The organism is Pseudomonas sp. 37 R 15 (assembly GCF_900004865.1).
Taxonomy (GTDB): Bacteria; Pseudomonadota; Gammaproteobacteria; order Pseudomonadales; family Pseudomonadaceae; genus Aquipseudomonas; species Aquipseudomonas fluorescens_AM.
The window spans coordinates 23513-36837 of sequence record NZ_CVTV01000040.1 but is presented as its reverse complement, the minus strand read 5'-3'; the positions used below and the strand labels follow the sequence as shown (position 1 = coordinate 36837).

Annotated in this window: 10 protein-coding genes; 8 read left to right on the top strand and 2 right to left on the bottom strand. The window is 62.1% G+C overall.

Annotated features, from left to right (window positions below):
- Positions 1-18 precede the first annotated feature (18 nt).
- Positions 19-696 (top strand): response regulator, encoded by a 678-nt coding sequence (locus tag BFQ04_RS12285; protein WP_010208358.1) that lies wholly within the window; start codon positions 19-21, stop codon positions 694-696.
- Complete coding sequence (locus BFQ04_RS12280) at positions 693-2039, top strand: ATP-binding protein (protein WP_065951064.1); 1347 nt, start codon at positions 693-695, stop codon at positions 2037-2039. The genes BFQ04_RS12285 and BFQ04_RS12280 overlap by 4 nt, the downstream gene beginning before the upstream one ends.
- 23 nt (positions 2040-2062) lie before the next feature.
- Here the strand turns inward: BFQ04_RS12280 and BFQ04_RS12275 are convergent, their stop codons facing one another.
- Entirely contained in the window at positions 2063-3061 is a 999-nt protein-coding gene (locus tag BFQ04_RS12275) for an AraC family transcriptional regulator (protein WP_065951063.1), read from the bottom strand.
- Positions 3062-3399: 338 nt separating this feature from the next.
- Here BFQ04_RS12275 and BFQ04_RS12270 point away from each other — a divergent pair, with 338 nt between their 5' ends.
- The 3 genes from BFQ04_RS12270 to BFQ04_RS12260 all read left to right on the top strand — a co-directional run bounded on the left by BFQ04_RS12270 (position 3400) and on the right by BFQ04_RS12260 (position 6445).
- Positions 3400-4731, top strand: a complete 1332-nt coding sequence (locus tag BFQ04_RS12270) for a dicarboxylate/amino acid:cation symporter (RefSeq protein ID WP_065884792.1) — start codon at positions 3400-3402, stop codon at positions 4729-4731.
- Positions 4732-4871: 140 nt separating this feature from the next.
- Positions 4872-5858 carry an XdhC family protein gene (locus BFQ04_RS12265; RefSeq protein ID WP_065951062.1) on the top strand — a complete coding sequence of 329 codons (987 nt, stop codon included), beginning with the start codon at positions 4872-4874 and terminating at the stop codon, positions 5856-5858.
- Positions 5855-6445, top strand: coding sequence for a nucleotidyltransferase family protein (locus tag BFQ04_RS12260; protein ID WP_065951061.1), 591 nt, complete (start codon positions 5855-5857; stop codon positions 6443-6445). The genes BFQ04_RS12265 and BFQ04_RS12260 overlap by 4 nt, the downstream gene beginning before the upstream one ends.
- 152 nt (positions 6446-6597) lie before the next feature.
- Here BFQ04_RS12260 and rne read toward each other — a convergent pair whose 3' ends face one another.
- A complete protein-coding gene (rne, locus tag BFQ04_RS12255; RefSeq protein ID WP_218187761.1) occupies positions 6598-9756 on the bottom strand; it encodes a ribonuclease E in 3159 nt (1052 codons plus the stop codon).
- A 758-nt stretch (positions 9757-10514) separates the two neighbouring features.
- Here rne and rluC point away from each other — a divergent pair.
- Genes rluC through BFQ04_RS12240 form a run of 3 tightly spaced genes read left to right on the top strand, consistent with a single transcriptional unit; the run spans position 10515 to position 13128 of the window.
- Positions 10515-11474, top strand: coding sequence for a 23S rRNA pseudouridine(955/2504/2580) synthase RluC (gene rluC / locus BFQ04_RS12250; RefSeq protein WP_065951059.1), 960 nt, complete (start codon positions 10515-10517; stop codon positions 11472-11474).
- Positions 11461-12123, top strand: a complete 663-nt coding sequence (locus BFQ04_RS12245) for an HAD-IA family hydrolase (protein WP_065951058.1) — start codon at positions 11461-11463, stop codon at positions 12121-12123. Before rluC ends, BFQ04_RS12245 begins: the two co-directional genes overlap by 14 nt.
- 21 nt (positions 12124-12144) lie before the next feature.
- Complete coding sequence (locus tag BFQ04_RS12240) at positions 12145-13128, top strand: S49 family peptidase (protein WP_065951057.1); 984 nt, start codon at positions 12145-12147, stop codon at positions 13126-13128.
- Positions 13129-13325: the final 197 nt, after the last annotated feature.

The window sequence follows — 13325 nt, the reverse complement described above, 5'->3', positions numbered from 1 at the left end:
ATTGCCTTGGAGAGCCTTATGAAATTGCTGGTGGTGGAAGATGAGGCGCTGTTGCGTCATCACCTGTTTACCCGCCTGACCGACAGCGGCCACGTCGTCGAAGCCGTGGCCAATGCCGAGGAAGCCCTGTACCAGACCGGCCAATTCAACCATGACCTGGCGATCATCGACCTGGGTCTGCCCGGCATGGGCGGCCTGGACCTGATCCGGCAGCTGCGCACCCAGGCCAAGACCTTTCCGATCCTGATCCTGACCGCCCGCGGCAACTGGCAGGACAAAGTCGAAGGCCTGGCTGCCGGTGCCGACGACTATGTGGTCAAACCGTTCCAGTTCGAAGAGCTGGAGGCGCGGATGAACGCCTTGCTGCGCCGCTCCAGCGGTTTCACCCAGTCCACCATCGTCGCCGGGCCCCTGCTGCTGGACCTCAATCGCAAGCAAGCCTCGCTGGACGAACAACCGCTGGCGCTGACCGCCTATGAGTACCGCATCCTTGAATACCTGATGCGCCATCATCAACAGGTGGTGGCCAAGGACCGTTTGATGGAGCAGCTCTATCCCGATGATGACGAGCGCGACCCCAACGTCATCGAAGTGCTGGTTGGCCGGCTGCGCCGCAAGTTGGAAGGCCCGGCCGGGTTCAAGCCGATCGACACCGTGCGTGGCCTGGGCTACCTGTTCAATGAGCGCTGCCGTTGATTCGCTCGCTCCGTGTGCGCCTGATGCTGGCCGCCGCCACCCTGGCGGTGCTGTTCATGCTGGGCTTGTTGCCCGCCATGCAAGGTGCCTTCAGCCTGGCGCTGCAGGATTCCATCGAGCAGCGCCTGGCGTCGGATGTCACCACCCTGATCTCGGCGGCCCGCGTGGAAAATAACCGGCTGTTGATGCCGGCGCAGTTGCCCGATGAGCGTTTCAACCTGACCGACAGTCGCCTGCTCGGCTATATCTACGACCGTGAAGGCCATCTGGTGTGGCGTTCGCGGGCGACCCAGGAAGAAAACATCAATTACAAGCCGCGCTACGATGGGCGCGGTAACGAATTCGCGCGCATTCGTGAGGCCAACGGCCAGGAGTTCTTCGTCTATGACGTCGAGGTCCGGCTGCTGGGCGGCAAGAGCGCGGCTTTCAGCATCGTCGCCTTGCAACCGGTGCGCGAGTACCAACTGACCCTCGAAGGCCTGCGCGAGAATCTCTACCTGGGGTTCGGCGCGGCATTGCTGGTGCTGTTGACGCTGCTCTGGCTCGGCCTGACCTGGGGCCTGCAGGCCCTGCGGCGCCTGAGCCAGGAGCTGGACCAGATCGAAGGCGGCACCCGCGAAAGCCTCAGCGAAGAGCACCCCCGGGAATTGCTGCGCCTCACCGGTTCCCTCAACCGTTTGCTGCACAGCGAGCGTGAGCAGCGCACGCGCTACCGCGACTCCCTGGATGACTTGGCCCATAGCCTGAAAACCCCGCTGGCGGTATTGCAGGGGGTGAGCGAAGACATGGCCCAGCGCCCCGAGGAACGCAGCCAGGCCTGGGTGCTGCAGTCGCAGATCGAGCGCATGAGCCAGCAGATCGGCTATCAATTGCAGCGCGCCAGCCTGCGCAAGAGCGGCCTGGTCCGCCACCAGGTACGCCTGGAACCGGTGCTGCAAAGCCTGTGCGACACGTTGGACAAGGTTTACCGGGACAAGCGCGTCACCGTGTCCCTCGACCTGCCGGACGCGTGCGACGTACCCATCGAGAAAGGCGCCCTGCTCGAGATGCTCGGCAACCTGCTGGAAAACGCGTACCGCCTATGCGTGAAGCAGGTACGTATCAGCCTCGTGGAACACCCGGACGGCAGTGAGCTGTGCATCGAAGACGATGGCCCCGGTGTGCCACCGGACCAGCGCGCACGGATCCTGCAGCGCGGCGAACGGCTTGATCGCCAGCACCCGGGGCAGGGCATCGGGTTGGCGGTGGTCAAGGACATCATCGAAAGCTATCACGCGCGGTTGACCCTGGGTGATTCGGCGCTGGGTGGCGCGGCGTTCAGGATTCACTTTCCCGCCTTGTGAGGGGGCAGGCAGGCTACCCGCCTTCAGCCCTCCTGCGCGCGATACGCCCCCGGCGTCAACCCGGTCCACTTCTTGAACGCCCGATGAAACGCTGACGGCTCCGAGAACCCCAACTGTTCTGCAATTTCCTGCAAAGACAAGTCCGCTCGCCCCAAGTGGTAGATGGCGATATCGCGGCGTAACTCATCCTTCAATGCCTGAAAGCTGCTGCCTTCTTCACGCAAATGCCGGCGCAGGGTCTGCGGGCTGATATGCAAGTGCTGGGCGACCGCTTCCAGGTCCGGCCAGGGCGTGCGGTCGCGGCTCAGCAAGCGGCGCAGTTGGCTGCTCAGGCTGTCGCCCTCATCGGGTCGAGACAACAGGTCGGCGGGGGAGCGCTGTAGAAAGTGCTTGAGGGTGCGTTCATCCTGCAGCAGCGGCAGGTTCAGGTATCGGCTGGGAAACACCAGGCTGCTGTTGGGCGCGGCGAATACCTGCGGGCAAGGAAACAGCAGGTCGTATTCACCGGCGTGGGCCGGCATCGCATAACTGAAGGTGACCTGATGCAGCCGAATACGCTGGCCGATCAACCAACTGCCCAGACGATGCCAGATCACCAGCAGGCATTCACTGAGAAAGTGGTCCGGGTCCCACAGTGGCGAGTCGTCCAGGCTCAAGCGAGCGCTGTCGCCTTCGCGTGTCAGCTGCCAGCGCGGGCCGTGGGGGAACAGGCTATAAAATAACAGGCCGCGTTCCAGCGCCTTCTCCAGCGTGCGGCAATGAATCAGCGCATGACACATCATGGCGAAGGTGCCGCGCTTGCTCGGCGCCTGGGCGAAACCCAGGTATTCATCATCCAGCGCCAGCCAGAGCATTTGCAGCAACCGGGTAAATTGCTCCGGAGCGATACGCGCACGCGGTTCGCTCAGCTGTTCGGGGGTGATACCCACCTGCTGCAACAGGCCCGAGTAGTCGAAACCGGCCCGACGTGCGCCGCCCAGGGCCGCGCGGGCGAAGTGGCTGGCGATGGTGCGTTCACGCATGACAGGGCCTCGTCCATGGAAGGGCCGATGGTAGCCATCACCTGGAGGGGTCACAAGGCGGATATCCGCCAAATTGTAGGACGAGACGGGGCTGGTCGGCGGAAATCCGCCACCTTGTTACACGCCCGCCAGGCGTTGGCGAGCCTGAAGCCCTGATGTCCAGAGGCTTTCACCGGGTTTAAGCAAAGTGGCACGGCGTTTGCGATAAGGATCAAAGCGCGGGATTGTTCCTACAGTCCTCGCCAACAACAAATCCCTCCAGTGCAGGAGGGTTCGCAATTCAAGTGTCGTGGGCAATGGCGGATATTTGCCACACGGTGCGATTGAGGAACTTTGCAATGACGACTCGTCAGCCAATCTACAAATCCCTGTATTTCCAGGTGATCGTTGCAATCGTTATCGGTATTTTGCTCGGTCACTTCTACCCGCAGACCGGCGTGGCCCTCAAGCCACTGGGTGACGGCTTTATCAAGCTGATCAAAATGGTCATCGCCCCGATCATCTTCTGCACCGTGGTCAGCGGCATCGCTGGCATGCAAAGCATGAAATCGGTCGGTAAAACCGGTGGCTACGCGCTGCTGTACTTCGAAGTCGTTTCCACCATTGCGTTGCTGATCGGCCTGATCGTGGTCAACGTCGTGCAGCCGGGTGCCGGCATGCACATCGACGTGGCAACCCTGGACGCTTCCAAAGTCGCTGCCTACGTGACCGCCGGTAAAGACCAGAGCATCGTCGGCTTTATCCTCAATGTCATCCCCAACACCATCGTCGGCGCCTTCGCCAACGGCGACATCCTGCAAGTGCTGATGTTCTCGGTGATCTTCGGTTTCGCCCTGCACCGCCTGGGTGCCTACGGCAAGCCGGTGCTGGACTTCATCGATCGTTTCGCCCACGTGATGTTCAACATCATCAACATGATCATGAAGCTGGCGCCCATCGGTGCCCTGGGCGCCATGGCGTTCACCATCGGTGCCTACGGCGTAGGTTCCCTGGTGCAGTTGGGCCAGTTGATGATCTGCTTCTACATCACCTGCGTCCTGTTCGTGGTGGTGGTGCTGGGCGCCATCTGCCGCGCCCACGGCTTCAGCGTGTTGAAGCTGATTCGCTATATCCGCGAAGAGCTGCTGATCGTGCTGGGGACTTCGTCTTCGGAATCCGCACTGCCGCGCATGCTGATCAAGATGGAGCGTCTGGGCGCGAAGAAATCCGTGGTTGGCCTGGTCATCCCGACCGGTTACTCGTTCAACCTTGACGGTACGTCGATCTACCTGACCATGGCCGCCGTGTTCATCGCCCAGGCGACCGACACCCACATGGACATCACCCACCAGATCACCCTGCTGCTGGTGCTGCTGCTGTCCTCCAAAGGTGCCGCGGGTGTGACGGGCAGTGGTTTCATCGTACTGGCTGCGACCCTGTCGGCTGTCGGCCACCTGCCGGTTGCCGGCCTGGCGCTGATCCTGGGTATCGATCGCTTCATGTCCGAAGCCCGCGCGCTGACCAACCTGGTGGGTAACGCCGTTGCCACCATCGTTGTGGCCAAGTGGGTCAAGGAACTGGACACCGACAAGCTGCAAAGCGAACTGGCATCCGGCGGTACCGGTATCTCCGAAACCCGCGAAATCGACGACCTGGGCGTGGCCGAAGGCCCTGCACCTGTGGTCAAGTAAGCTGCAGATGGCGTGAACTAACGCCGACAGCAACACACAAACGCCCCGACTGGTTCGGGGCGTTTGCGTTTCTGGCACGTCACGGCAGTGGCTTTTGTTTTACAGTAAATGAACCGGTTGAAACGCTTGCGGGAGGTTTTGTGGACAGTGTGGATCTGAACGTCTTGCGCAGCGTGCTGGAATGGCGCCGCGCCGGGCAACGCGTGGTGTTGTACAGCGTGGTGCAGACCTGGGGCAGCGCGCCGCGCCCACCGGGGGCGATGTTGGCCCTGCGCGGCGACGGGGTGGTGATCGGCTCGGTGTCCGGCGGCTGTATCGAGGATGACTTGATCGCGCGCCTGCAGGATGGCCGTTTGCCCGATGATGGCCCGCCCGTGCAGTTGGTCACCTACGGTGTCACCCGCGATGAGGCGGCGCGCTTTGGCCTGCCCTGCGGCGGCACCCTGCGCCTGACCGAAGAGCGGGTGGACGACTGGGAGTGGGTCGCGCAATTGCTGGCGCGCTGTGAGGATCATCAGATTGTTGCGCGGGAGCTGGACCTGGCCACTGGCAACGTGACCCTCAGTGCCGCGAGCAAGACCGATGTGGTGACCTTTGACGACCAGTGCCTGCGCGCCATCTATGGGCCGCGCTGGCGCCTGCTGTTGATCGGCGCCGGACAACTGTCGCGCTATGTCGCGGAAATGGCGCGCCTGCTCGACTTTGAAGTGCTGATCTGCGACCCGCGTGAAGAGTTTGTCTATGGCTGGGAGGAACACCACGGTCGCTTCGTGCCGGGCATGCCCGATGAAGCGGTGCTGAATATCCAGACCGACGAACGCACGGCGATTGTCTGTCTCACCCATGATCCGCGCCTGGATGACATGGCGTTGCTCACGGCGTTGAATTCCAGCGCGTTCTATATTGGCGCCCTCGGTTCGCGGGTCAACACGCAGAAGCGACGGGAAAACCTGGCGGCGTTGGGGTTGTCGGCAGAAGCGATTGCACGTTTGCATGGGCCCATCGGCTTGCACATCGGCAGCCATACACCGGCGGAAATTGCGCTGTCGCTGATGGCGGAAATTGTCGCGATCAAGAACGGCGTGGCGCCTGTGCAGAAAAAGCCGCTGGCGGCGGTTGCCCAGTGACAGTGACGGCGATAGTGCTGGCGGCGGGGCAGGGCAGTCGCTTTCGTGCTGAGGCGGGCGCCGACCGGGATAAATTGCTCGCCGATTGTGTAGGGCTGGACGGCGTGACGCGGCCGGTGATCGAGCAGGTCCTGGTGAATTTGCCGGCCAGTGTGGTGGAACGTTGGGTGGTCACGCTGCCGGGCAGTACCGAGGTGATTCGGCTGGCGCAGGCGCATGGCTGCAAAGTCTTGCTGCTGCAGTCGGCTGGTATGGGCGACAGCATTGCTGCCGCAGTCGCCGCGAGTAGTTTGGCGGACGGTTGGCTGGTGGTATTGGGGGATATGCCGTTCATTCGATCCACTAGCATCGAACGGGTGATCAATGCGCTGCAAGCCGGTTGCATCAGCGTGCCGGTGCATGCGGGCGAGCATGGACATCCCGTGGCCTTTGACCGAGCGTTGGGCGCAGATTTGATGGCGCTGACAGGCGATCGTGGCGCGAAGCTGCTGTTCGCGCGCGTGTCGGTGAGTGAAGTGCCGCTGGATGACGCCGGTGTTCTCTGGGATGTGGATCTGCCCCAACGGTTGAATTTCAGCGCGCATTAAAGTGTGGGAGGGGGCTTGCCCCCCGATAGCGGTGGTTCAGTCAACATATCTGTGGCTGATACACCGCCATCGGCGGCAAGCCCCCTCCCACATTTTTGCAATAAAAAGCCCCGCCTGATCACTCAGGCGGGGCTTTTTAATGGCTGATGGAATCAGACGAGGGGTTTAGGCTCGTGCTCTTCTTCCTGGGCCTTGTGCTCTACCGACGCGGCAGCGGCAGCGGCAGCCTCGGCTTCCTTGCGGCGACGACGCACTTCACGTGGGTCGTTCGGTGCACGGCCGTTTTCAGTCAGTGCGCTTGCCGGTGCAGCTTCAACCACCGGAGCAGCAACTTCGGCCACTACCGGCGCTTCAACCACGGGTGCGGGCTCAACGACTGGAGCGGGCTCAACCACGGGGGCAGTCTCGACCTCTGGGGTCGGCTCGGCCACCACTTCGACATCAGCAACCGCAGCCGGCGCCTCTTCTACCACCGGGGCAGGAGCAGGCGCTTCAACCGGAGCAGCAGGTTCGGCAGGCCATTGGAAGGCGGTCTGTTCTTCGCGAACTTCACGCACGGCCGGGGCAGCTTCTTCGACAGCCGGTGCTTCAACAGCGGCGTCAGCCACTGGCTCAGGCTCGACGACCGGAGCGACTTCAACGGCAACCACTTCGGTCACGGGTTGAGCGTCGCGAACCGGTGCCACTTCCACTTCCGGAACCACTGGGGTTTCGATTGGGGTAGTGGCTTCCACCACCGGTGCTTCAACCACTGGCGTCTCGGCAACGGGCGCTTCTAGCGCAGCGGTCTCTTCGACAGCAGCGGTAGCGCGTTCAGCCTGCTCATGGGCCTGGGCTTCAGCAGGGGCGCTGATGACCGAGCTGGCAACGGCAGCGGTCACGGCCAGGCCGGCAGCCAGTTCGGCGCCCGTCGGTTCTTGGTTGGCCGCTTCTGCGTTCTCGCCGGCTTCTTCCGAGCCTTCGATCACGTTGCCGTTGGCATCACGCTGACGCTCACGACGGTTGCTGCGACGACGCTGACCACGGGAGCGGCGGCGTGGGCGATCGCCTTCGGTGTTGTCCTGGCCATCTTCCTGCAGTTGCTCTTCGCCGGTCAGCACTTCTTCTTCACTGGCGGCGGCGGCCTGTTCGGCACGTGGTTGACGCTCTTCACGCGGAGCGCGTGGTTGACGTTCCTCACGTGGCGCGCGCTCTTCACGCGGCTGGCGAGCCGGGCGTTCTTCGGTGGCTGCGGCAGCGGCAGCGGCGACGGCAGGGGCCGCATCCAACGGCTCGCGCAGTTCACGTACACGCTCTTCACGCTCGCCACGCGGCTTGCGATCTTCACGCGGGGCGCGTGGAGTACGCGCACGTTCTTCGCGCGGTGCGCGTTCTTCACGGGCTACGGTCGGGGTTTCTTCACGGGCTTCGCGAGGTGCACGCTCTTCACGTGGCGCGCGCTCTTCACGCGGGGCACGTTCTTCGCGCGGCTTGCGCTCTTCGTCCCGACGACCGTTGCGGTTGCGGCTCTGCTGACGACCGTTGCGACGCTCTTCGTTACGCGCCGGGCGTTCGGTGGCGGTTTTTTCAACCACAACCGGGGCAGCGGGCTCTTCCTTGGTAGCGAACAGGCTGACCAGCGACTTCACCAGGCCCTTGAACAGGCTTGGCTCAGGCAGGGCGGCCGGCGCGGCCACCGGAGCAGCAGCTTCGGCCGGTACCGGTGCATTGGCGCGGGCCGGGGCGGTTTTCACGGCGGCTTCCTGGCGAACCAGGGTGCGGGTCGCGGCGGCCGGCTGGACTTCTTCCACTTCGGCGGCGGCAGCGGCGATTTCGTAGCTGGACTGGCCGCTGTGGGCTTCCGGGCTGTCATCGCGCAGGCGTTGCACTTCGAAGTGCGGCGTCTCGAGGTGATCGTTTGGCAGGATGACGATACGGGCACGGGTGCGCAGTTCGATCTTGGTGATCGAGTTGCGTTTTTCGTTGAGCAGGAACGCGGCAACCGGAATCGGCACTTGTGCGCGAACTTCGGCGGTGCGGTCTTTCAGGGCTTCTTCTTCGATCAGGCGCAGGATCGCCAGGGACAGCGACTCAACGTCACGGATGATGCCGGTGCCGTTGCAACGCGGGCAGACGATGCCGCTGCTTTCGCCCAGGGATGGACGCAGGCGCTGACGGGACATTTCCAGCAGGCCGAAGCGCGAGATACGGCCCACTTGTACGCGGGCGCGGTCGGCTTCCAGGCATTCGCGGACTTTCTCTTCCACGGCGCGCTGGTTCTTGGCCGGGGTCATGTCGATGAAGTCGATCACGATCAGGCCGCCGATATCACGCAGGCGCAGCTGGCGGGCGATTTCTTCAGCCGCTTCCAGGTTGGTCTGCAGGGCGGTCTCTTCGATGTCGCTACCCTTCGTGGCGCGCGCCGAGTTGATGTCGATGGACACCAGGGCTTCGGTCGGGTCGATCACGATGGAGCCGCCGGAAGGCAGTTCGACCACGCGCTGGAAAGCGGTCTCGATCTGGCTTTCGATCTGGAAACGGTTGAACAGCGGAACGCTGTCTTCGTACAGCTTGATCTTGCTGGCGTACTGCGGCATCACCTGGCGGATGAAGGTCAGGGCTTCGTCCTGGGCTTCAACGCTGTCGATCAGCACTTCGCCGATGTCCTGGCGCAGGTAATCGCGGATGGCGCGGATGATCACGTTGCTTTCCTGGTAGATCAGGAACGGCGCGGAACGATCCAGCGAAGCTTCTTTGATGGCGGTCCACAGTTGCAGCAGGTAGTCGAGGTCCCACTGCATTTCTTCGCTGCTGCGGCCCAGGCCGGCAGTGCGCACGATCAGGCCCATGTCGGCGGGTGCGATCAGGCCGTTCAGCGCTTCACGCAGTTCGTTGCGCTCTTCGCCCTCGATGCGACGGGAGATGCCGCCGGCACGCGGGTTGTTCGGCATCAGCACCAGGTAACGGCCAGCCAGGCTGATGAAGGTGGTCAGGGCGGCGCCCTTGTTGCCACGTTCTTCTTTTTCGACCTGGACAATGACTTCCTGGCCTTCGCTCAGGACGTCCTTGATGTTCACGCGGCCTTCGGGGGCCTTCTTGAAGTATTCGCGGGAGATTTCCTTGAGGGGCAGGAAGCCGTGGCGCTCGGAGCCGAAATCGACAAAGGCAGCCTCAAGGCTTGGTTCGATGCGAGTAATACGGCCTTTATAGATGTTGGCCTTCTTTTGCTCGCGCGCACCGGATTCGATATCCAGGTCGTAGAGGCGTTGGCCATCTACCAGTGCAACACGCAACTCTTCGGGTTGAGTTGCGTTAATCAGCATTCTTTTCATGTTGTACCGTCGGTTTCCGGGCTGCCGGAAACGGCGTTCGGCACACACGACTTCTCACGGTCGGTGTCAGGTGCGTCAAGAGTGGTTGGCCACTCCAGTGTCCAGCAAAACCTGCCAATTGGGCGGGTATCGCGACGGACGCGTCCTGCTTGTTAGCGGTGGTGACAAAGGCACCACTTCAACAAAAGCTAAGGTCAGGAGGAGGAATCAACCGGCGACTGTGGACGAGATGAAGCGTCTAAATATAAGCCTAGTGCTACACGGTCCGACGGTTGTGCATCTCCACCCTACACGTATCCCTGATAATTCGGGTGCTGCCGCGCGCAGAATCCGCAGCGGGTTGGCATTTACCGTGTTCTCCAAAGGGGAGTCCACGCTCATGGCTAAACAAGACTAGGTGTGGGCGACTGCGCTCTCACTCAGCTCTTAACAGGCGTTGTTTCCGAAGCATTCGCCATGGTCTGGCTCGGGACTGACTGCACTTTGTGAACTGGCCGTAAATATCGGCGCAACACGCGAGTATTCACTCTGCGTACCGCACTCGCTTCAGGCCTCATGTCACCTGCGCTTGTTACAATCTCAAGCCTTCCAGGGTGGCGAACGCCCCGTAGGACGGCCTCGCGTCCTGATGAATTGCGATGGTCAGGGCCGGCAGTTTGCCGCAAGTCCTCTGTCCAGGCCGCTTTTGGCGGCGTTCGCGACTATAGCAGCAATGATTAAGTGCTTCAATTCCATAAAAAATTGTTATCATCGCCGGCATGACGACTACCGCCCCCCAGACCCCCAGCGTCCAGCTGCTCGAGGTCTCGCCGGAATATGCCGGCCAACGCATCGATAATTTTCTCCTGGCCAGGCTCAAAGGCGTGCCCAAGACCTTGATCTACCGCATCTTGCGTAAAGGTGAAGTGCGGGTGAACAAGGGCCGGATCAAGCCCGAGTACAAGCTGCAGGCGGGCGATATCGTCCGTGTGCCGCCGGTTCGCGTGCCTGAGCGCGACGAGCCGGTGCCGCTGGCCCAGGGCCTGTTGCAGCGCCTGGAAGCGTCGATCGTGTTCGAAGATAACAAACTCATCGTGATCAACAAACCCTGCGGCATTGCCGTTCACGGCGGCAGCGGCCTGACGTTCGGCGTGATCGAAGCCTTCCGGCAGTTGCGCCCGGATGCCAAGGAGCTGGAGCTGGTCCATCGCCTGGACCGCGACACCTCCGGCCTGTTGATGATCGCCAAGAAACGCAGCATGTTGCGCCACCTGCACACTGCCCTGCGCGGCGACGGCGTGGACAAGCGCTACATGGCGTTGGTACGCGGTAACTGGGCCAGTTCGATCAAGAGCGTGCGGGCGCCGTTGCAGAAGAGCAACCTGCGCTCCGGTGAGCGCATGGTGGAAGTGGACGAGGAGGGCAAAGAGGCCCTGACCCTGTTCAAGGTGCTGCGCCGCTTCGGCGACTTCGCCACCCTGGTCGAGGCCAAGCCGGTGACCGGGCGTACCCACCAGATTCGCGTGCACACCCTGCATGCCGGTCACTGCATCGCCGGTGATACCAAATATGGTGACGAGGATTTCTCCAGGGAGATTCGCGACCTGGGCGGCAAACGCCTGTTCCTGCACGCCTACATGTTGACCGTGCCGCTGCCCGATGGCGGCGAGCTGAAGTTGCAGGCGCCGGTCGATGAAATGTGGGCCAAGACCGTGGAGCGTTTGAGTGTCGCACCGTGATTACAAGCTGCTGATTTTCGACTGGGACGGCACCCTGGCCAATTCCATTGGCCGCATCGTCGAGTCGATGCACATGGCGTCGACCCGCTCGGGTTTCGAGTTGTGCAGCGACCTGGCGGTCAAGGGCATTATCGGCCTGGGCTTGCCTGAGGCGATTCGCACGCTGTATCCGCAGATATCCGACACTGAACTGGTCGCTTTCCGCGAGCATTACGCCGATCACTACATTGCGCTGGAGGCCGAGCCTTCGCCGCTGTTTGAAGGTGTGGTGCAGTCGCTGCAAGCGTTTCGTGCCGAGGGTTATCACCTGGCCGTCGCCACGGGTAAGGCGCGTCGCGGGCTGGATCGGGTGCTCAAGGCGCACGGCTGGGAAGACTATTTCGATATCACCCGTGCGGCGGATGAAACGGCCAGTAAACCTCACCCTCTGATGCTGGAGCAGATCCTGGCGCATTGCGGTGTATCGCCGCGCCAGGCGTTGATGGTAGGTGATGCGTCCTTCGACCTGATGATGGCGCGCAATGCAGGCATGGACAGCGTGGCAGTCAGCTATGGCGCCCAGTCTGCGGACGCCCTGCAGCCATACGAGCCCAGGATTACGATCGATCATTTTTCTCAATTGCAGGCCTGGCTCAGCCGGGCCCGATAAGTCTTTGCTGAGGTTGATGGCATGAGTGACGAGTGGAAAGCGCCCGAAAAAGCGCAAAACGCTGATGACAAGAGCTGGAAACTGCTGGAGAAAACCCTCCTGGCCAGCGTCCAGGAGCAGCGTCGCGCGCGACGCTGGGGGATCTTCTTCAAGCTGCTGACCTTCACTTACCTGCTGCTCATTCTGGCGTTGTTCAGCCCGTTGATGGACATGGAGAAAAGCGCCACCCGGGGCAGTCACTACACCGCCTTGATCGAGGTGCGCGGGGTGATCGCCGACAAGGAGCCCGCCAGTGCCGACAATATTGTCAGCAGCCTGCGCGCGGCGTTCGAAGACCCCAAGGTCAAGGGCGTGGTCCTGCGTATCAACAGCCCCGGCGGCAGTCCTGTGCAGTCGGGCTATGTGTATGACGAGATTCGTCGCCTGCGCGCGCTGCATCCGGACACCAAGCTTTATGCGGTGATCTCCGACCTGGGGGCTTCGGGCGCTTATTACATCGCCAGTGCCGCCGACCAGATTTACGCTGACAAGGCCAGCCTGGTGGGCTCCATTGGCGTGACGGCAGCCGGTTACGGTTTTGTCGGCACCATGGGGAAGCTGGGTGTGGAGCGTCGCACCTACACCTCGGGCGAGCACAAGGCCTTCCTCGATCCGTTCCAGCCGCAAAAGGCTGATGAGACCCAGTTCTGGCAGGGCGTGCTCGACACGACTCATCGCCAGTTCATCGCCAGCGTCAAGCAAGGGCGTGGCGATCGGCTCAAGGACAAGGAGCATCCGGAGCTGTTCTCCGGGCTGGTCTGGTCGGGCGAGCAGGCGCTGCCGCTGGGCTTGATCGACGGCCTGGGCAGTGCCAGTTCGGTGGCGCGGGATGTGGTTGGCGAGAAGGAGCTGGTGGATTTCACGGTTGAGGAATCGCCGTTTGACCGGTTTTCCAAGAAGCTCGGTGCCAGCGTGGCCGAGAAGCTGGCGTTGTACATGGGCTTCCAAGGCCCGACATTGCGCTGATAGATCAAGCCAGCTGTAGATCAAAATGTGGGACGGGGCTTGCCCCCGATGACGGTGTGTCAGCTATAGATAAGCTGGCTGATCCACCGCTATCGGGGGCAAGCCCCCTCCCACATTGGGTCGATGTGTACTTAAGGAATTTGTACGCCTTCGGTCAGTAGCATATCCACCAGTAGAATCAGTGGCAGTCCTATCAA